The organism is Streptomyces sp. NPDC091280 (assembly GCF_044768565.1).
In the GTDB taxonomy this organism is placed as follows: Bacteria; Actinomycetota; Actinomycetes; order Streptomycetales; family Streptomycetaceae; genus Streptomyces.
In genome coordinates this window covers 450526-470824 of the sequence record NZ_JBIVUZ010000010.1, presented here as the reverse complement: position 1 = coordinate 470824, position 20299 = coordinate 450526, and the positions used below count along the sequence as shown (strand labels likewise).

Sequence of the window (20299 nt, the reverse complement as noted above, 5' to 3'; positions counted from 1 at the left end):
CCGACCTCGCGGGCCACGCGTGTCACCTCGTCGGCGAAGGCGGAGAGCTGGTCGACCATCGTGTTGATGGTCGACTTCAGCTCCAGGATCTCGCCCTTGGCCTCCACCGTGATCTTCTTGCCGAGGTCGCCCTGCGCGACGGCCGTCGACACCAGGGCGATGTTCCGGACCTGTGAAGTCAGGTTGTCCGCCATGAAGTTGACGTTGTCGGTGAGGTCCTTCCAGACCCCGGAGACGCCCCGCACCTGGGCGCGCCCGCCGAGGTTGCCCTCGGTGCCGACCTCGCGGGCCACGCGTGTCACCTCGTCGGCGAAGGCGGAGAGCTGGTCGACCATCGTGTTGATGGTCGACTTCAGCTCCAGGATCTCGCCCTGCGCGTCGACCGTGATCTTCTGCGAGAGGTCGCCGTTCGCGACGGCGGTGGTCACCTGGGCGATGTTGCGGACCTGCGAAGTCAGGTTCGAGGCCATGAAGTTGACGTTGTCGGTGAGGTCCTTCCAGACCCCGCTGACGCCCCGCACCTGCGCCCGCCCGCCCAACTGGCCCTCGGTGCCGACCTCGCGGGCCACCCGCGTCACCTCGTCCGCGAAGGCCGACAGCTGGTCCACCATCGTGTTCACGGTGAGCTTCAGCTCCAGCAGTTCGCCGGTCGCCTCGACGGTGACCGTACGCGTCAGGTCGCCGCGCGCCACGGCCGTGGTGACGAGCGCGATGTCCCGCACCTGCGCGGTCAGCCGGGACGCCATCGTGTTGACCGCCTCGGTCACGTCCCGCCAACTGCCCGACAGGCCCTGCACCTTGGCGCGTCCGCCGAGCCTGCCCTCGGTGCCGACCTCGCGGGCGACCCGGGTCACCTCCCCGGTGAACAGGGAGAGCTGGTCCACCATCTTGTTCACCGTGCGGCCGAGACGCCGTAGATCACCGCGCAACTGCCTGCTGCCGTCGTGCAGATCGACCCGCTGGGTCAGATCGCCGCCCGCCACCGCGTCCAGGACCCGGGTCGCGTTGGCGGCCGGGGCGACCAGGGCGTCGAGGAGCTGGTTGACGTCGTTGACACGGGACGTCCAGCTGCCCTGGCCGGGGCTGGCCGAGAGGCGCTCGTCGAGGCGGCCGTGCCGGATCAGCTCCCGTTTGACGCGCTGCGTCTCGGAGTTGAAGTGGGTGCTGCGGTCCATGATCTGGTTGAAGGCGGCGGTCAGTTCGGCCACCAGGCCGTGCCCTGTCTCCGGTGCCTTCGTGAAGTCGCCGTCCCGGGCCGCCGTCATCACGGCGAGCAGCGGGCGGAGATCCGATGCTCGAATCCAGTCCTCTTTGTGTTCGTCTTCGAGCACACGCGTAGCACTGTTCTCACTCATGGCGGCCCACTTCGGTAACTCGGCGCTTATGGCCGCGGCCAGTCTGTCACTCTGTCCGCATCGACCGAGGCGAATTCGTCCGATCTGCTCGGGGAGCTGTGCATGGGGGCAATTCCGACGCAACGGGAGACCACCGCGCGTGCTCCCGGCGCGCCCGCGCACCACGGCGCGGACCCGCGCACGACCCTGCGCGCCACGCTCCCCGGCAGCCCCCTCGCGCCCGGCTCCGCCCGCGGTCTGGTGCGGGCCGCGCTCCGCGAGTGGACCGAACTCGCCCTGCCCGGCACCGAACACCTCACCGACCGGCTCGCCGACGACGCGATGGTCGTCGTCAGCGAACTCGTCACCAACGCCGTCGTGCACGCGGGCACGGACGTCGAGCTGGTCTGCCGGCTGGAGGACACCCGGTCGGTCGTGGTCGAGGTCGCCGACCACCACCCCTCCCGCGCGCCGCGCGACAACGGCGGCGAACCGGCGTACGAGACACCGGAGTTCGGGCGCGGGCTGCGGCTCGTCGCCACGCTCGCCGAGGCCTGGGGCGTCACCTACCGCACCGGCACCAAGACCGTGTGGGCCCGACTGCCCGCCGAAGGCAGCCCGGTCGCCGAGGAGTTGGAGACGTACGGCCGTGAACGCGGCCTGCGCGTCGCCGAGATCCTCGCCCCCGAACCCCGGCGCGCCGAACGCGACCGGGACTGGCTCGGCCGCGGCGCCCTCTCCTTCCTGGCCGAGGCCTCCGACCTCCTCGCCGGACAGCTCGACGAGGACCTGGTCGCCGCGCTCGCCGGACAGCTGATCGTGCCGAGGCTCGCCGACTGGTGCGCCGTATGGCTGGAGGACGAGGTGATGGGCCGGTGGGGCTCCCCCCGGTCCGGCGGACCCGAGAGCGGCGCGGGCTGGGGCGAGGACCCCGGAACCGGGGCCGGAGCCGGAGCCGGGGCCGGGATCGGCGCCGGACCGCGCCTCGCCCGCGTCTGGCACGGCAGCGAGAACCGCATCGAGGAACTGCGCGCCGCCCTGGAGAAGCACCCGCCCCGCCCGCAGGACTCGCTGCGGCCCGCGTCCTACCCCTGGCCCGGCGACGCCCTCGGCCCGCGCGGCACCCACGGCGCGGCCCTGGCGTACCGGCTGATCGCGGGCGGCCGTCCGCTCGGCACGCTCGTCATCGGCCGGTCCGGGCTGCCGTGCTTCCCCGACGAGGTCACCGGCCTGGTCGAGGACCTCAGCCGCCGGGTCGCGCTCGCGATCGGCGCGGCCCGCCAGTACGCCCGCCAGGCCACCATCAGCCGCGTCCTCCAGCGCGGCCTGCTGCCCGGCGCGGTCGCCGAGATCCCCGGCGTGCACAGCGCCCTCGTCTACGAACCCTGCGACAAGGGCGGCCCCAGCGGCGACTTCTACGACCTCTTCCCGGCCGGCGACGGCCGCTGGTGCTTCGCCCTCGGCGACGTCCAGGGCAAGGGCCCCGAGGCCGCCGTGGTGATCGGCCTGGCCCGCCCCTGGCTACGGCTCCTCGCCCGCGAGGGCTACGGCGTCGCCGACGTCCTCGACCGCCTCAACCAGCTCCTCCTCGACGACGCCACCGAGGCCGCCGACGCGGCGGCCCACGCCCTGGTCGCCGCGGGCAGCATGCCGGGCCCGGTCGGCGACGGCCCCCGCTTCCTCTCCCTCCTCTACGGCGAACTCGTCCCCTTCGCCGGTGGCGTCCGCTGTACCCTCGCCTCCGCCGGACACCCCCTGCCCCTGCTCCTCGCCCCGGACGGCTCCGTCGCCACGACCGCCCGCCCACAGACCCTCCTCGGCGTCATCGAGGACGTCACCTACACCAGCGAGACCTTCGAACTCCGCCCAGGCGACAGCCTGTTGTGCGTCACCGACGGCGTCACCGAGCGCCGCTCAGGCTCCGCCCAGTTCGACGACGCGGACGGCCTCGCCGCCGCACTAGCCGGCTGCGCCGGCCTGAGTGCCGAGTCGATCGCGGAGCGGATCAAGCGGTTGGTGCACGAGTTCGGGGGGCGTCCGCCGGAGGACGACTTGGCGTTGCTGGTGCTTCAGGCGGAGTCGGTGGGGCGGGGGGAGTAGCGGGTTGTGGGGGTGCTCGCCGGGCGGACGACATTGCGCTGCCGGTGGTTCAGGCGGAGCGGGCCCGTGCGGTGCTGGACAATGGGGGACATGCCTTCCGCACTCCCCGACGGTGATCCCGTCCCCGACGACGGTGTCCTGCCCGCGCAGGCGCTCGCCGGGGCCGCGGACCGCCCCCTCGGGTTCTATCTGCACGTCCCGTACTGCGCGACCCGCTGCGGCTACTGCGACTTCAACACCTACACGGCGACCGAGCTGCGCGGGACGGGCGGAGTGCTGGCCTCCCGCGACAACTACGCCGACACTCTGATCGACGAGGTCCGCCTGGCCCGCAAGGTCCTCGGCGACGACCCGCGCCCGGTCCGCACGGTCTTCGTCGGCGGCGGCACGCCCACCCTGCTCGCCGCGGGCGACCTCGTGCGGATGCTGGCAGCGATCAGGGACGAGTTCGGCCTCGCGCCGGACGCGGAGATCACGACCGAGGCCAACCCGGAGTCGGTCGACCCCGCCTACCTCGCCACCCTCCGCGCCGGCGGCTTCAACCGCGTCTCCTTCGGCATGCAGAGCGCGAGACAGCACGTACTGAAGGTCCTCGACCGCACCCACACCCCCGGCCGCCCCGAGGCCTGCGTCTCCGAGGCCCGCGCCGCCGGTTTCGACCACGTCAACCTCGACCTGATCTACGGCACCCCCGGCGAGACCGACGACGACTGGCGCGCCTCCCTCGACGCCGCCCTCGGCGCGGGCCCCGACCACGTCAGCGCGTACGCCCTGATCGTCGAGGAGGGCACCCAGCTGGCCCGGCGCATCCGCCGCGGCGAGGTCCCGATGACGGACGACGACGTCCACGCCGACCGGTACCTGATCGCCGACGAGGTGATGTCCGCGGCGGGCTTCGACTGGTACGAGGTCTCGAACTGGGCGACGTCGGAATCCGGCCGTTGTCTGCACAACGAGCTGTACTGGCGCGGCGCCGACTGGTGGGGCGCCGGCCCCGGAGCGCACTCGCACGTGGGCGGGGTGCGCTGGTGGAACGTGAAGCACCCGGGGGCGTACGCCGGGGCGCTGGCGGCGGGTCGCTCGCCCGGTGCCGGGCGCGAGATCCTGTCGGACGAGGACCGCCGGGTGGAGCGGATTCTGCTGGAGCTGCGGCTGCGCGAGGGGGCGCCGCTGGACCTCCTGCACGAGGACGGCCTCAAGGCCTCCCGCCGCGCCCTCACGGACGGCCTGCTCCAACAGCGGCCCTACGACGAGGGGCGTGCCGTCCTCACGCTGCGCGGGCGGTTGCTGGCGGACGCGGTGGTGCGGGACCTCGTGGACTGATCACTCCGGCGAGTGAATCGGTGCAGAACGCCGGTTCGGTCCCTAACCTCGTTCATATCTGCCGCCGAAAGGACGCGGCGGATGGGAGGCCATGGAGATGACCCTTGTGGACGAGCGCGGATTGGCCCATTACCTCGACAAGTTCGAGCCTCCTGAGGGCGTCAAAGCTGAGCTTCTCAGGGGGGTAATCGTGATGATGGCCAGCCCGGATCTGGTGCGCAACCTGATCGTGCTGCACGCACAGCGGCAGATCCCCATGGATCGCTGGTATCCCATCCAGACCCAGGATGTCGACATCGCCGGCGAGGAGAGTGTGCCCATCCCGGAGCTGCTCGTGGCGGCGCCGGACGTGCTGCCGGCTTCGGGGCATCTTCTGCCGTCCCAGCTGGTCACCTTGGTCGTCGAGGTGGTCTCCAAGTCCAGCGTTCATCAGGACTACGTGGTCAAGAGGTCCATCTACGCGGCGGGCAAGGTCCCCGCGTATCTGATTCTCGACCCGATCATGGCGCAGTGCGTCCTGCTGACGAAGCCTGAGGGCGACGGCGAGGATGCCAACTATCTGACGCAGGAGATCATCAAGTTCGGCAACCCGGTCCCGTTGGAGGTTCTTGGACTCGAACTGGACACCAGCGAGTTCGGAACGTTCCCCGACGTCAGGCCCCACCGCTATCCGTGACGAAGTCGATCAACTCCTCCACCCTGCCCAGCAGTTCCGGCTCAAGATCCTTGTAGGACCCCACCCGCTTCAGAATCGCCTGCCACACCGCACCGGTGTTTTCCGGCCAACCCAGGGACCGGCACACGCCCGTCTTCCAGTCCTGGCCGTGCGGGACGCGGGGCCACGCGGTGATGCCGACGGAGGACGGTTTCACGGCCTCCCAGATGTCGATGTAGGGGTGGCCGACGACGAGCGCGTGCTCACTGGTGACCGACTGGGCGATACGCCACTCCTTGGTGCCCGGCACCAAGTGGTCGACCAGGATGCCGAGCCGCGCGTCCGGGCCGGGGGCGAACTCGGCCACGATGGACGGCAGATCGTCCACACCCTCCAGGTACTCGACCACCACGCCCTCGATGCGCAGGTCGTCGCCCCACACCCGCTCGACCAGCTCGGCGTCGTGCCGCCCCTCGACGTAGATCCGCCCGGCGCGGGCGACACGCGCGCGTGCGCCGGGAACGGCGACCGAACCGGACGCCGTACGAGTGGGTCGTAGCGCCGCACTCGACGTCGACGGCCTGACCAGGGTCACCACCTGGCCCTCCAGGAGGAAGCCGCGTGGTTCCAGGGGGAAGACCCGGTGCTTGCCGAAGCGGTCCTCCAGGGTGACCGTGCCGGCCTCGCAGCGGATCACCGCGCCGCAGAAACCGGTGCCCGGCTCCTCGACCACCAGGCCGGGATCCGCCGGGACCTCGGGCACCGGCTTGGGCTTCTTCCACGGCGGGGTCAGGTCGGCGGAGTACTGGCGCATTCGGATGACGATAGGAGAACCGGGCCGGGCCTCGTCACGACACGCCGAAACGGGTTGCCAACGCGTCCCGTTGGGCCCGCACGAACCCCGCGTCCACCACCGCCCCGTGACCGGGCACGTACAGCGCGTCCTCGCCGCCCAGGCCGAGCAGACGGTCCAGCGCGGCGGGCCAGTGCGACGGTACGGCGTCGGGGCCCGCCTGCGGTTCGCCGGACTCCTCGACCAGGTCGCCGCAGAAGACGACCGCCGGATCGCCCGGGACCACGAGCACGAGGTCGTGGGCGGTGTGCCCCCGGGTCGCCAGCAGCCGGACGTCCGGGCCGCCGTCGAGTTCGAGCACCGTGGGGCCCCACACGAAGTGGCCCGGGCGCACGAGGACGTCCGCCGCGTTCTCCGCCGCCCTCGGGTCCAGCCCGTTGCGCACCGCGTCGGCCCGCAGCTCCTCACCCCCGCGCTCGAACACCTCGCCCGCGCCCCCGGCCGCGAGGACCGTCGCCCCGGCGAAGACCGCAGCCCCGAGGACATGGTCGAAATGGGCGTGGGTGAGCGCGAGATGGGTCACACGGCGCCCGGCGAGCGCCTGCGCCTGCGTACGCAACCGCGCGCCCTCCGCGAGACTCGACCCCGCGTCGATCATGAGCGCCGAACCGTCCCCGACGACCAGCCCGACCGTGCAGTCCCAGCCAGGCAGCCGGCACCGGCCCACCCCGGGGGCCAGCCGCTCCCACCCCGCCTCTTCCCAAGTCACCGTCATACGGCGACGCTAACGGTGACGGCACCCCGTGACGCGACCTCGCGGGACCGGCCTTGCCCGGGGTGTACCTCACGGCCGTACACTGGGCCGGGGAACGCTGGCACTCACGCGCACAGAGTGCCAGGAAAGGGCGGGCTCGCGACAAGCGGCGGCAAAGGCGACCAGAACTGGAGGTGTGCGCGATGCTCAGCGAACGCAGGCTTCAGGTGCTGCGCGCCATCGTCCAGGACTATGTGGGCACCGAGGAACCGGTCGGCTCCAAGGCGCTCACCGAGCGGCACAGCCTCGGCGTCTCCCCGGCGACCGTGCGCAACGACATGGCGGCCCTGGAGGACGAGGGGTACATCGCCCAGCCGCACACCAGCGCCGGACGCATCCCCACGGACAAGGGCTATCGGTTGTTCGTGGACAAGCTCGCGGGCGTCAAGCCGATGACCGGCCCCGAGCGCAAGGCCATCCAGAACTTCCTCGACGGCGCGGTCGACCTCGACGACGTCGTGGGCCGTACGGTCCGGCTGCTCGCGCAGCTCACCCGGCAGGTCGCCGTCGTGCAGTACCCCTCGCTGACCCGCTCGACCGTCCGCCACGTGGAGCTGCTGTCGCTGGCCCCCGCGCGCGTGATGCTCGTGCTGATCACCGACACCGGGCGGGTCGAGCAGCGCATGGTGGACTGCCCGGCCCCCTTCGGGGAGTCCTCGCTCGCGGACCTGCGCGCGCGGCTCAACAGCCGGATCGCCGGCCGCCGCTTCGCGGACGTGCCGCAGCTCGTGCAGGACCTGCCGGAGGCCTTCGAGAACGAGGACCGCGGCACGGTCGCGACGGTGCTCTCCACCCTCCTGGAGACCCTCGTCGAGGAGACCGAGGAGCGGCTGATGATCGGCGGCACCGCCAATCTCACCCGCTTCGGACATGACTTTCCCCTCACCATCCGCCCCATCCTGGAAGCCCTGGAGGAGCAGGTCGTCCTCCTCAAGTTGCTTGGTGAGGCGGGGGATTCGGGCATGACCGTACGGATCGGTCACGAGAACGCCTACGAGGGACTCAACTCCACGTCGGTGGTGTCGGTCGGCTACGGTTCGGGCGGCGAGGCAGTCGCCAAGCTCGGCGTGGTCGGACCGACCCGCATGGATTACCCGGGAACGATGGGAGCGGTACGCGCAGTGGCACGGTACGTCGGACAGATCCTGGCGGAGTCCTAAGTGGCCACGGACTACTACGCCGTTCTCGGCGTGCGTCGCGACGCGTCGCAGGATGAGATCAAGAAGGCCTTCCGCCGGCTCGCGCGCGAGCTGCACCCGGACGTGAATCCGGATCCGAAGACCCAGGAGCGGTTCAAGGAGATCAACGCCGCCTACGAGGTGCTCTCGGACCCGCAGAAGAAGCAGGTCTACGACCTCGGCGGCGACCCCCTCTCGCAGGCGGGCGGCGGTGGGGCCGGCGGCTTCGGCGCGGGCGGCTTCGGGAACTTCTCGGACATCATGGACGCGTTCTTCGGCACGGCGTCGCAGCGCGGACCGCGCTCGCGCACCCGCCGCGGCCAGGACGCCATGATCCGGCTGGAGATCGAGCTGGACGAGGCGGCCTTCGGCACCACGAAGGACATCCAGGTCGACACGGCCGTCGTCTGCAACACCTGCAACGGCGAGGGCGCCGCCCCCGGCACCTCCGCGCAGACCTGCGACATGTGCCGCGGTCGCGGGGAGGTCTCGCAGGTGACCCGGTCCTTCCTGGGCCAGGTCATGACCTCCCGTCCCTGCCCGCAGTGCCAGGGCTTCGGCACCGTCGTGCCGACACCGTGCCCGGAGTGCGCCGGCGACGGCCGCGTCCGCTCGCGCCGCACCCTCACGGTGAAGATCCCGGCCGGTGTGGACAACGGCACGCGGATCCAGCTCGCGGGCGAGGGCGAGGTCGGCCCCGGCGGCGGCCCCGCCGGTGACCTGTACGTCGAGATCCACGAGCTGCCGCACTCCACGTTCCAGCGGCGCGGCGACGATCTGCACTGCACGGTGACGATCCCGATGACGGCGGCCTCCCTGGGCACGAAGGTGCCGTTGGAGACGCTGGACGGCATGGAGGAGGTCGACATCCGGCCGGGCACCCAGTCCGGCCAGTCGATCCCGCTGCACACCCGGGGCATCACGCATCTGCGCGGCGGCGGCCGGGGCGACCTCATCGTGCACGTCGAGGTCACCACCCCCACCAAGCTCGACGTGGAGCAGGAACGCCTCCTCAGGGAACTGGCGAAACTGCGCGGCGAGGAGCGGCCCACGGGGCAGTTCCAGCCGGGCCAGCAGGGCCTGTTCTCACGGCTGAAGGACGCCTTCAACGGGCGTTGATCGTCGGTCATGCAGCTGTCCTATGCCGGGCGGAAGGCCGGATTCGGACTTGTTCGGAGGACGTGACAACATGCCGTCATGTCCTCCGCACTGACCGATCTCTTCCCTCATCCGATCGTGCAGGCCCCCATGGCGGGCGGTGTCTCCGTACCGCAGCTCGCCGCGGCCGTGTCCGAGGCCGGTGGACTGGGGTTCCTCGCCGCCGGATACAAGACGGCCGACGGCATGTACCAGGAGATCAAGCAGCTGCGGAGCCTGACGTCCCGCCCCTTCGGCGTGAACCTCTTCATGCCCCAGCCGGAGTATGCGGACAAGGCGGCCGTCGACGTCTACGCCCACCAGCTGGCCGGTGAGGCCGCCTGGTACGACACGGAGCTGGGCGACCCGGACAGCGGCCGTGAGGACGGCTACGACGCCAAGCTGTCCGTCCTCCTCGACAACCCGGTGTCCTTCGCCTCCTTCCACTTCGGCGTCCCCACCCGCGAGGTGCTGGACTCGCTGCGCCGGGCCGGCACCTTCACCCTCGTCACCGCCACCACCGCCGAGGAGGCCCTCGCCGTGGAGCGGGCCGGCGCCGACGCGGTGATCGCGCAGGGCGTCGAGGCCGGCGGCCACCAGGGCACCCACCGCGACCTCCCGGAGATCGACGGCTCCGGCATGGGCCTGCTCTCCCTGATCGCCCAGATCCGCGAGACCGTGAGCCTGCCGATCGTCGCCGCCGGCGGTCTGATGCGCGGCAGCCAGATCGCCGCCGTCCTCGCGGCGGGCGCGAGCGCGGCCCAGCTCGGCACCGCGTTCCTCGCCACCCCCGAGTCCGCGGCCAACGTCGTGCACAAGCAGGCGCTCACCAACCCCCTTTTCACCCGCACCGAGTTGACCCGCGCGTTCTCCGGCCGCCCGGCCCGCGGCCTGGTCAACCGCTTCATGCGCGAGCACGGCCCCTACGCCCCCGCCGCGTACCCCGAGGTCCACCACCTGACCTCCCCGCTGCGCAAGCAGGCCGCCGCGGCCGGTGACGCGCAGGGCATGGCGCTGTGGGCCGGACAGGGCCACCGCATGGCACGCGAACTGCCCGCCGGGCAGCTGGTCGAGGTGCTGACCGCCGAACTCGCCACCGCCCGGACAGCGTTGTCCGCCGGAGGTGACCCGCGATGACGGCGCCGGTGTTCGTCCTCGATCCCCTGGTGATCCCCGACTTCAGCGGTGGCGAGGTCGTCCTCGACGGTCCCGAGGGGCGGCACGCGGTCTCCGTGAAGCGGCTGCGGCCCGGTGAGGACATCGTGCTCACCGACGGGCGCGGCCGGTATCTGGACGGCGTCGTCAAGACCGTGGAGGGCAAGGACCGCCTCGTCGTCCTGGGCTCGACCGTCTTCGAGGAGCCGCCGCAGCAGCCCCGCGTCACCGTCGTCCAGGCCCTCCCCAAGGGCGACCGCGGCGAACTGGCCGTGGAGACCATGACCGAGACCGGCGTCGACGCCATCGTCCCCTGGGCGGCCTCCCGTTGCATCACGCAGTGGAAGGGCGAGCGCGGACTCAAGGCCCTCGCGAAGTGGCGGGCCACCGCCCGCGAGGCCGGCAAGCAGTCCCGCCGGCTGCGCTTCCCGGAGGTCGCGGACGCGGCGACGACCAAGCAGGTTGCCGCACTTCTCGCCAAAGCCGACTTCGCCGCCGTGCTGCACGAGGACCGCGCCTACGGCAGTGAACCGCTGGCCACCGCCGAACTCCCCGCCGAGGGCGAGATCGTGCTGGTCGTGGGCCCCGAAGGGGGCGTCTCGCCCGAGGAGTTGACGCTCTTCGAGGAGGCCGGGGCCAAGGCGTTCCGGCTCGGGCGCAGCGTGCTGCGCACCTCGACCGCCGGGACGGCGGCCACCGCCCTGCTCCTGGGCCGCACCGGACGCTGGTCCTGAACCACCGGAACCACCGGAACCCACAGAACCACCGGAACCATCGGAACCACAGGGGAGACCGCCGTGGAACTCGCCCAAGTGAGGCTGCTCGTCACCGACTTCGCCGCCTGCTACCGCTTCTACGCCGAAGTCCTCGGCCTGAAGCCGCAGTCGGGGGCGGCCGAGGGGCCATACGAGAAGTTCAGTCCCGCCGTCGGCTCGGCCGGGATCGCGTTGCAGGACCGGGCGATGATGGCCCAAGTCCTCGGTGAACTGGGCGAGTCGGCGACCGGGCACCGCTCGCTGGTGGTGCTGCGGGTGGACGACCTGGACACCTACTGCGAGCAGATCACCGGCCGGGGCGCGACGCTCCTGCACGGCCCCGCGCCGATGACGGACCGGATGCGGGTCGCCCATCTCAAGGACCCCGAAGGCAATCTGGTGGAGCTTCAGGAGTGGCTGCTGCTGCGCGGCTGACCCATTCACGCGCCGGGTGACCGCCCCGGGCGCACGGGTGGCCGTATGCGCTCTTCCGTGTGCGCCCCGACGGTGGCAGGCTGCCGTGCATGGGGGCGTTGAGGCAGAACTGGCGTCGGCCGCGCGGACGGCGGGTGGCCGCCGTGGCGGGGCTCGCGGTGGTGTCCGTGGGCGGGGTCGTCGCGTGCCAGCCCGGTGACCTCAGTGCGGCGACCGTCGCGTACACCACCGACAAGACGGCGACCGCGGAGCTCAAGCGGGACCATGTCGGCGTGCGCTATCTGACCTGCACGGGCAACTACGGCAGCGGCAACAAGGCCTACACGCCCGGCAGAACACCCTCGCCGACCGAGACCACCGTCGTCTCCGTGGACTGCCAGGGGCAGACGAGCGACAACCGGGACATCACCGTCACCGGCAAGGTCACCCGGGCCGTCGACGGCGCCTGTGTGCGCGGCGACCTGGTCGCCAAGGTGGGCGGCAAGCAGGTGTTCCACGTCACCGGGCTCGGCGACTGCAACGCGGCGACCCCCTCGTCCGTGAGCAACCCCAACCCGAGCCTCACCTACGGCCCCGGACCGACCGTCACCGTCACGGTCACCAAGACCATCTGGTGCAAGGGCGACCCGAGTTGCTGGCCCGTGGAGGGCAAGTGACGGGCCGTCCGACCGAGGGCAAGTGATCCAAACCGCTGTCGGCGCGGGCCGCCGCTGCATACGCTGATCAGGTGACTCAGCCCTCAGCCTCCGCAGCCCAGGCCGGTCCTCAGGCCTATCTCCGCTTCCCGCACCTGCACGGCGAGCTGATCGCCTTCACCGCCGAGGACGACGTGTGGCTGGCCCCCCTCGACGGCGGCCGGGCCTGGCGGGTCAGCGCCGAGAACGTGCCGGTGACCCATCCGCGCATCTCGCCCGACGGCACCACCGTCGCCTGGACCTCCAGCCGGGACGGCGCCCCCGAGGTGCACATCGCCCCGGTCGACGGCGGACCCGCCAAACGCCTCACCCACTGGGGCAGTTCACGCACCCAGGTGCGCGGCTGGACGGCGGACGGCCAGGTCCTCGCCATCAGCACCCACGGTCAGGCGAACCTCCGCCGCAGCTGGGCCCGCGCCGTCCCGCTGGACGGCGGACCGGCAACCACCCTTCCCTACGGGCCTGTTGGCGATGTCGCGGTCGGCCCGGACGCGACCGTCCTGCTCTCCGCCCCCATGGGCCGCGAGGCCGCCTGGTGGAAGCGCTACCGGGGCGGTACCGCGGGCAAGCTGTGGATCGACCGCGCGGGCGACGGCGAATTCACCCGCCTGCACGAGGGGTTGGACGGCAACATCGAGTACCCCGTGTGGGCGGGGGAGAGGATCGCGTTCCTCTCCGACCACGAGGGCACCGGCGCCCTGTACTCCTCCCTCGCCGACGGCAGCGACCTGCGCCGCCACACCCCCATTGACGGCTTTTACGCCCGGCACGCGGCCGGCGACGGCACCCGGGTCGTCTACTCCTCCGCCGGTGAACTCTGGCTCCTGGACGACCTGGACGGCGCCGAACCCCGCCGCCTCGACATCCGGCTCGGCGGCCAGCGCACCGACCAGCAGCCCTTCCCGGTGTCCGCCACCCGCTGGCTCGCCTCCGCCTCGCCCGACCACACCGCGCGCGGCAGCGCCGTCGCCGTACGCGGCACCGTCCACTGGATCACCCACCGCTCCGGCCCCGCCCGCGCGCTCGCCGCCACCCCCGGCGTACGGGCCCGGCTGCCCCGCACCTTCCGCGTGGACGGCGAGGAGTGGGTGGTGTGGGTGACGGACGCCGAGGGCGACGACGCCCTGGAGTTCGCCCCCGCCGCCGGCCTCGCCCCGGGCGCCACCCCGCGCCGTATCGCCGCCGGACAGCTCGGCCGGGTCCTCGCGCTGACCGTCGCGCCGGACGGCGGCCGGGTCGCCGTCGCCTCGCACGACGGCCGGGTCCTCCTCGTCGAGCGCGAGACCGGCGAGGTCCGCGAGGTCGACCGCAGCGAGGACGGCGACGCCTCCGGCCTCTCCTTCTCGCCCGACTCCGCCTGGCTCGCCTGGTCGCACCCCGGCCCGCGCCCGCTGCGCCAGCTCAGGATCGCCAACACCACCGACCTCTCGGTCACCGAGGCCACCCCGCTCCGCTTCCAGGACTACGCCCCCGCCTTCACCCTCGACGGCAAGCACCTGGTGTTCCTCTCCACCCGCTCCTTCGACCCGGTCTACGACGAGCACGTCTTCGACCTGGCCTTCGTGGTCGGCGACCGCCCGCATCTGATCACCCTCGCCGCCACCACCCCGTCCCCGTTCGGACCGCAGCGGCACGGCCGCCCCTTCGAGACCCCCGACAAGGACGAGACCCCCGACAGCGAGGGCCGCCCCACCACCCGCGTCGACCTCGAAGGCCTCGCCGACCGCATCGTCCCGTTCCCCGTGGAGGCCGGCCGCTACTCCAACCTGCGTGCCGCCAAGGACGGCGTCCTGTGGCTGCGCCATCCCGTGCGGGGCGTCCTCGGCGCCAGCCGCGCCACCCCCGAAGACCCGGACCCCAAGACCGAGTTGGAGCGCTACGACCTCGCCCAGCAGCGCATCGAGCACCTCGCCGGGGACGCCGAGCACTTCGAGGTCAGCGGCGACGGCAAGCGCGTCCTGCTGCGCACCGACCACAAGATGCGGATCGTCCCCAGCGACCGCCGCGCCTCCTCCGAGGACGACGACAGCGACTCGAACGTCAACGTCGACCTCTCCCGCGTCCGCCAGACCGTCGACCCCGCCGCCGAATGGCGCCAGATGTTCGACGAGACCGGCCGCATCATGCGCGACAACTTCTGGCGCGCCGACATGAGCGGCGTCGACTGGGACGGCGTCCTGGACCGCTACCGCCCGATCCTCGACCGCGTGGCCACCCACGACGACCTCGTCGACCTGCTCTGGGAGGTGCACGGCGAACTCGGCACCTCGCACGCCTACGTCACCCCGCGCGGCGGCTACGCCCACGGCGACCGCCAGGGTCTGCTGGGCGCCGACATCTCCCGCCACGAGGACGGCAGTTGGCGCATCGACCGCGTCCTGCCCTCCGAGACCTCCGACCCGGCCGCCCGTGCCCCGCTCGCCGCACCCGGAGTGGCCGTCCGCGCGGGCGACGCGATCCTCGCGGTGGCCGGCCGGCCCGTGGACCCGACCACGGGCCCGGCCCCCCTCCTCGTCGGCACCGCGGGCAAGCCGGTCGAACTGACCGTCTCCCCGGCGGGCGGCGGAGACCCCCGCCACGCGGTGGTCGTGCCCCTCGCCGACGAGGAACCCCTCTACTACCACGCCTGGGTCGCCGACCGCCGCGCCTACGTCCACGAGAAGTCCGGCGGCCGGCTCGGCTACCTGCACGTCCCCGACATGCAGGCCCCCGGCTGGGCCCAGATCCACCGCGACCTGCGCGTGGAGGTGGCCCGCGAGGGCCTGGTGGTCGACGTCCGCTACAACCGCGGCGGCCACACCTCCCAACTGGTCGTGGAGAAACTGGCCCGCCGCATCGTCGGCTGGGACCTGCCGCGCGGCATGCGCCCCTACAGCTACCCGGAGGACGCCCCTCGCGGCCCGGTGGTGGCCGTGGCCAACGAGTTCTCCGGCTCGGACGGCGACATCGTCAACGCGGCGATCAAGGCGCTGGGCATCGGCCCGGTGGTCGGTACCCGTACGTGGGGCGGCGTGATCGGCATCGACAGCAGATACCGCCTGGTCGACGGCACGCTCGTCACCCAGCCCAAGTACGCGTTCTGGCTTGAGGGTTACGGCTGGGGAGTGGAGAACCACGGGGTGGACCCCGACGTGGAGGTGGTGCAGCGGCCACAGGACTACGCGGCCGGCAGGGACGTCCAGCTGGACGAGGCGATCCGCATCGCGCTGGAGAGCCTCGCGGACCGTCCGGCCAAGACACCCCCGGTCCTGCCGGAACAGGACTGACCCACCGCTCGATACGATGCCCCGGTCAGCGACCGCCAGGTGCGAGGAGGCCACGCCATGTCAGGGGAACCGCAGGACGACTGTCTGTTCTGCAAGATCGTCGAGGGGCACATCCCGGCGACGATCGTCCGCGAGACAGCCACCACCGTCGCCTTCCGGGACATCAACCCCCAGGCCCCCACCCACGTCCTGGTGATCCCCCGCGCCCACTACCCCGACGCCGCCTCCCTCGCCGCCGCCGAACCGTCCGTCGCCGCCGACGTGCTGCGCGAGGCCGGCGAGGTCGCGGTGGACGAGAAGCTCGACAGCTACCGCGTGATCTTCAACACCGGCTCCGGCGTGGGCCAGACGGTGTTCCACGCCCACGCCCATGTCATGGGCGGCCGTGGCATGCAGTGGCCCCCTGGATAACCCGCCATGTCCGTACGCGAACTGGTGGTCCTCGGGACCGCCAGCCAGGTCCCCACCCGCCACCGCAACCACAACGGCTACTTCCTCCGCTGGGACGGCGAGGGCATCCTCTTCGACCCCGGCGAGGGCACCCAGCGGCAGATGCTGCGCGCCGGGGTCGCCGCGCACGACCTCAACCGGATCTGCGTCACCCACTTCCACGGCGACCACTCCCTCGGCCTCGCGGGCGTCATCCAGCGCGTCAACCTGGACCGCGTCCCGCACCCGGTCACCGCGCACTACCCGAAGTCGGGCCAACGCTTCTTCGACCGGCTGCGCTACGCGACGGCGTACCGCGAGACGGTCGGCATCACGGAGTCCCCGGTCTCGGCGGACGGCGTGATCGCCACCGCCCCGGCCTACACCCTGGAGACCCGCAGGCTCTCCCACCCCGTCGAGTCCTACGGCTACCGCCTCACCGAACCCGACGGCCGCCGTATGCTCCCCGACCGGCTCGCCGCGCACGGCGTCAAGGGCCCGGACGTGGGCCGCATCCAGCGCGAGGGGGCCGTGGACGGTGTCTCGCTCGACGAGGTCAGCGAGGTGCGGCGCGGTCAGCGCTTCGCGTTCGTCATGGACACCCGGCTGTGCGAGGGGGTGCACGCCCTCGCACAGGGCTGCGACCTGCTGGTGATCGAGTCGACGTTCCTGGACGAGGACGCGCAACTGGCCGCGGACCACGGTCACTTGACCGCCGGGCAGGCGGCGGGGGTGGCGCGGGAGGCCGGTGTCCGCCACCTCGTCCTCACCCACTTCAGCCAGCGCTACGCCGAGCCGGAGGAGTTCGAGCGGCAGGCGCGGGCGGCCGGGTTCGAGGGGGAGCTGACCGTGGCGCACGATCTGCTGCGGGTACCGATTCCGAAACGGCGATAAAACACCCGTACGATACTTCGATGCCCATCCCCAAAGCCGAACTGCACCTCCACATCGAAGGCACCCTCGAACCCGAGCTGGCGTTCGCCCTCGCCGCACGCAACGGCGTCGCGCTGCCGTACGCGGACACCGAGGCGCTCCGCAAGGCGTACCTCTTCGAGGATCTCCAGTCCTTCCTGAACCTCTACTACGAGCTGATGGCCGTCCTGCGCACCGAGCGGGACTTCGAGGACCTCGCGAACGCCTATCTCGCCCGCGCCGCCGCGCAGGGCGTGCGGCACGCGGAGATCTTCTTCGACCCGCAGGCGCACCTCGCGCGGGGCGTGGACATGGGCACGGTGGTGGAGGGCCTGTGGCGGGCGCTCGGCGACAGCGAGGCCGACCACGGCGTCTCGACCCGGCTGATCATGTGCTTCCTGCGCGACGAGTCCGCCGACTCGGCCATGGCGACCCTGGACGCGGCCCGGCCGTACCTGCACCGGATCACCGGCGTCGGCCTCGACTCGGCCGAGGTCGGCCATCCGCCGGTGAAGTTCCGCGAGGTCTACGAGGCCGCCGCCGCGCTGGGGCTGCGCCGGGTCGCGCACGCCGGTGAGGAGGGCCCGCCGGCCTACATCACCGAGGCGCTGGACGTCCTCGGCGTCGAGCGCGTCGACCACGGGCTGCGCTGCATGGAGGACGCGGACCTGGTGGCGCGGCTGGTCCGGGACCGCATCCCGCTCACCCTCTGCCCGCTGTCGAACGTCCGCCTCCGCGCGGTCGACGTCCTGGCCGAGCACCCGCTGCCCGCCATGCTGGACGCGGGCCTGCTCTGCACGGTCAACTCCGACGACCCGGCCTACTTCGGCGGGTACGCGGGCGACAACTTCGACGCGGTGCGCTCGGCACTGGGCCTGGGCGAGGACCGGTTGCGCGAGCTCGCCCGCAACTCGTTCACCGCCTCCTTCCTGGAGGACGACGAGGAGCTGCGGGCCCGGTATCTGGCCGAGGTGGAGGCCTACGAGTTCTAGGCCGTGTCCGCGAACTAGGCGGCCGGCGTCGTGTCGCGGGTGCGCGGGGCGGGTGTCTCCAGCGGGATCGTCTCCACCGCGATCGTCTCCGCGGGGATGCCCTCCACCGGGATCCCGACGATCTGGGACACCTGCACCCCGCGCCTGCCGGTGTACAGCGCCACCCCGGTCATCGGTACGGCGATCACGACCAGCCCCGCCGCGAGGATCGCGCCCATCGCCGGGAACCCGGCCCCCGCCGACAGCACACTGCCCGTGAGCGGCCCCGCCGCCGTCCCCAGGGACGAGGCCGAGCCGACCAGGACCGCCCAGCGTCCGCGCGGGTCGAGGGAGGCGGCGAGACCGAGGACGTAGGACAGGACGATCGGGTAGAGGGTGTTCCAGGCGATCTCGCCGGTCGCGAAGGTCCTCAGGTCGTGCGCGGACGCGCTGAGCACGATGCAGCCCGCGATGAGCGCCGTCCCCGCGCCGATCGGCACCGCGCGCCCGAGCCGGGAGCCGAGCGCGCCCGCGCCGATGACACCGACGAGCCCGGTGCCGAGCGCGACGGCGAAGACCGCGCCGACGGTGACCTCGGAGAGGTGGGCCTGGTGGATGCCGATGCGTCCGCTGACGCCCCAGAGGGAGTTCTGCGCGAGGGACCAGCACAGCAGGGTGGCGGCGAGGACCAGTCCGGCGCGGCGGTGGGGGAGTCCGGCGGTCTCCACGCGCGCGTGCCCCGTCGCCGTACGGACCGGGAGGCGGCCGGTCAGCGGCCATACGGCCAGTGCCGTCAGCGCGATGGCGGCGAGCGGCTGGCCGTGACCCGCGCCGAGGTGCGGGACCGTGAGGTAGACGGCGCCCGCGAGCGCGGACACGCACAGCAGGCCGAGCGTGGACGCGCGGTGGGGGTCCCGCTCGGCGGCGATGCCGGACGCGGCGACCGTGGTGGCCGTACCCGATCCGAAGCCGCCGACGACCGCGCCCGCGACGACCGCGGGGACGGCGTGGGTGAGGGCGGCGGAGCCGTAGCCGAGGACCGCCAGCGCGAGGCCCACGCGGGCGAGGGTGCGCGGGCCGATCCGGTCGACGCGCGAGGCGAGCAGGAAGCCCGCCGCCGCCGAACTCAGCAGCAGCGCGCTCCCGACGGCACCGGCCTGTGTCGCCGACAGCGGAAGTCCGGTGTCGAGGCGGCCGACGGTGGTGGGCAGCAGGTAGGGGGCGAGGTACCCGGCCGTGAAAAGGGCGACGAGGGGCCAGGGCGTGGCGGTGCGGGCGAACACGGGCGTTCCCAGGGCATGCGAAAGAAGCGGCTCGAAAAGGGGGTTGGGCGACGACCGTCGACGGACAGGAACGCGCGGGCAATTTGTATCAAGCACGCGGTTCGCGAAAGAAGGGCGGGGGGTGTGATGTGGGGCACGTCGTGTTTGCGGGGTGGGAGGCCGGGTAAACGCGGGCCCACATCGCGGGGCCGTCCGGCGAACGTCCGGCGGCGGGCACGGCCTAACGCCAGTGGACCGCGCCGCCGGCCGCGGGTGCCGTCGCCTCGATCTTGGCCCTGACCTCGCGCATCACGGTCACGATCCGCCCCTCGTGCTCCGGCGTGAGGCGCACCACCGGGACCGAGCAACTGATCGCGTCCAGCGGCGGGTTGTCGTAGCGCAGCGCGAAGCCGAAGCCGACGATCCCGAGGACGCCCTCCTCTCGGTCGACGGAGTAGCCGCGGGCGCGGACCGTCGCGAGGTCGGCGGCCAGGGACTCCCGGGTGGTGTGCGTGTTGGGGGTCGCCGCCTCGTACGGTCCGGGCGGCAGCTCGGTGTCGGGGCGTTCGGCGAGGAGCGCCTTGCCGAGGGCGCCGACGTGCGCGGGCAGCCGCCGTCCCACCCGGCTGATGGTGCGCAGGTACTCGTGGGACTCCCGCGTCGCGAGATAGGCGACGTCCCGCCCGTCGAGGCGTCCGAGGTGGATCGTCTCGCCGAGCGCCTGGGACGCCTCGTCGAGATGGGGCCGTACGGTCCGCACGCGGGGGTCGGAGTCCAGATAGCTGGTGCCGGTGAGCAGGGCGTGGATGCCGATGCCGTAGAGCGAGCCGGTGCTGTCGGTGCGGACCCAGCCGTGTCCGATCAGGGTCTGGAGCAGGGCGTACATCGAGCTGCGCGGCACGCCGAGTTCGGCGGCGAGTTCCTGGAGGCGCGCGGGGCGGTCGCCGCGCGCGGCGAGCAGTTCGAGCAGCTCGACCGTGCGGGCGGCGGACTTCACCTCGCGGACGCCACCGGGCTCTGACATGGGGCGATGGTAGCGAGCACGGGCTCCCCATTGACGACTGTGGTTCGCGTATCTAACCTTT

The 20299-nt window shown here is 72.3% G+C and carries 18 protein-coding genes; 13 read left to right on the top strand and 5 right to left on the bottom strand.

Annotated elements, in window-relative coordinates; all coding sequences use genetic code 11:
- A partial coding sequence (locus ACIQPR_RS30605) for a HAMP domain-containing protein (protein ID WP_403654852.1) occupies positions 1–1265 on the bottom strand: 1265 nt, incomplete at its 3' end.
- 192 nt (positions 1266–1457) lie between these two features.
- On the opposite strand from ACIQPR_RS30605, the gene ACIQPR_RS30600 reads away from it, so the two are divergent.
- From ACIQPR_RS30600 to ACIQPR_RS30590, 3 genes are all read left to right on the top strand, one after another.
- Positions 1458–3434: a SpoIIE family protein phosphatase gene (locus ACIQPR_RS30600; protein ID WP_403654802.1), complete on the top strand. Its 1977-nt coding sequence runs from the start codon at positions 1458–1460 to the stop codon at positions 3432–3434.
- Positions 3435–3524: 90 nt separating this feature from the next.
- Entirely contained in the window at positions 3525–4757 is a 1233-nt protein-coding gene (gene hemW, locus ACIQPR_RS30595; protein WP_403654800.1) for a radical SAM family heme chaperone HemW, read from the top strand.
- 97 nt (positions 4758–4854) lie between these two features.
- Entirely contained in the window at positions 4855–5433 is a 579-nt protein-coding gene (locus ACIQPR_RS30590) for a Uma2 family endonuclease (protein WP_403654850.1), read from the top strand.
- On the opposite strand, the gene ACIQPR_RS30585 is transcribed toward ACIQPR_RS30590, so the two are convergent.
- Complete coding sequence (locus ACIQPR_RS30585; RefSeq protein WP_403654798.1) at positions 5411–6226, bottom strand: DUF3097 domain-containing protein; 816 nt, start codon at positions 6224–6226, stop codon at positions 5411–5413. The two genes, ACIQPR_RS30590 and ACIQPR_RS30585, sit on opposite strands and share 23 nt — an antisense overlap.
- A gap of 34 nt (positions 6227–6260) precedes the next feature.
- Positions 6261–6980: an MBL fold metallo-hydrolase gene (locus ACIQPR_RS30580; protein WP_403654796.1), complete on the bottom strand. Its 720-nt coding sequence runs from the start codon at positions 6978–6980 to the stop codon at positions 6261–6263.
- 182 nt (positions 6981–7162) lie between these two features.
- Between ACIQPR_RS30580 and hrcA the strand changes: the two genes are divergently transcribed.
- From hrcA to ACIQPR_RS30530, 10 genes are all read left to right on the top strand, one after another.
- Positions 7163–8179, top strand: coding sequence for a heat-inducible transcriptional repressor HrcA (hrcA, locus tag ACIQPR_RS30575; RefSeq protein ID WP_019074081.1), 1017 nt, complete (start codon positions 7163–7165; stop codon positions 8177–8179).
- A complete protein-coding gene (dnaJ, locus tag ACIQPR_RS30570; RefSeq protein ID WP_403654794.1) occupies positions 8180–9316 on the top strand; it encodes a molecular chaperone DnaJ in 1137 nt (378 codons plus the stop codon).
- Positions 9317–9394: 78 nt separating this feature from the next.
- On the top strand, positions 9395–10471 hold the full coding sequence (locus ACIQPR_RS30565) for a nitronate monooxygenase (protein ID WP_403654792.1): 1077 nt from the start codon (positions 9395–9397) through the stop codon (positions 10469–10471).
- Entirely contained in the window at positions 10468–11223 is a 756-nt protein-coding gene (locus tag ACIQPR_RS30560) for a 16S rRNA (uracil(1498)-N(3))-methyltransferase (protein ID WP_403654790.1), read from the top strand. Before ACIQPR_RS30565 ends, ACIQPR_RS30560 begins: the two co-directional genes overlap by 4 nt.
- A 63-nt stretch (positions 11224–11286) precedes the next feature.
- On the top strand, positions 11287–11679 hold the full coding sequence (locus tag ACIQPR_RS30555; protein ID WP_403654788.1) for a VOC family protein: 393 nt from the start codon (positions 11287–11289) through the stop codon (positions 11677–11679).
- A gap of 89 nt (positions 11680–11768) precedes the next feature.
- Positions 11769–12335 carry a hypothetical protein gene (locus ACIQPR_RS30550; RefSeq protein WP_403654786.1) on the top strand — a complete coding sequence of 189 codons (567 nt, stop codon included), beginning with the start codon at positions 11769–11771 and terminating at the stop codon, positions 12333–12335.
- 71 nt (positions 12336–12406) lie between these two features.
- Complete coding sequence (locus tag ACIQPR_RS30545) at positions 12407–15640, top strand: S41 family peptidase (protein WP_403654784.1); 3234 nt, start codon at positions 12407–12409, stop codon at positions 15638–15640.
- Between the two features lie 57 nt (positions 15641–15697).
- A complete protein-coding gene (locus ACIQPR_RS30540; RefSeq protein WP_403654782.1) occupies positions 15698–16051 on the top strand; it encodes a histidine triad nucleotide-binding protein in 354 nt (117 codons plus the stop codon).
- Between the two features lie 6 nt (positions 16052–16057).
- Positions 16058–16963, top strand: coding sequence for a ribonuclease Z (locus ACIQPR_RS30535; protein ID WP_403654780.1), 906 nt, complete (start codon positions 16058–16060; stop codon positions 16961–16963).
- 20 nt (positions 16964–16983) lie between these two features.
- Positions 16984–17973 carry an adenosine deaminase gene (locus ACIQPR_RS30530; protein ID WP_403654778.1) on the top strand — a complete coding sequence of 330 codons (990 nt, stop codon included), beginning with the start codon at positions 16984–16986 and terminating at the stop codon, positions 17971–17973.
- 14 nt (positions 17974–17987) lie between these two features.
- Here ACIQPR_RS30530 and ACIQPR_RS30525 read toward each other — a convergent pair whose 3' ends face one another.
- Together ACIQPR_RS30525 and ACIQPR_RS30520 are read right to left on the bottom strand one after the other, a co-directional pair.
- On the bottom strand, positions 17988–19235 hold the full coding sequence (locus ACIQPR_RS30525; protein WP_403654776.1) for an MFS transporter: 1248 nt from the start codon (positions 19233–19235) through the stop codon (positions 17988–17990).
- A 220-nt stretch (positions 19236–19455) separates the two neighbouring features.
- Entirely contained in the window at positions 19456–20238 is a 783-nt protein-coding gene (locus tag ACIQPR_RS30520; RefSeq protein ID WP_403654774.1) for an IclR family transcriptional regulator, read from the bottom strand.
- Between the last annotated feature and the right edge of the window lie 61 nt (positions 20239–20299).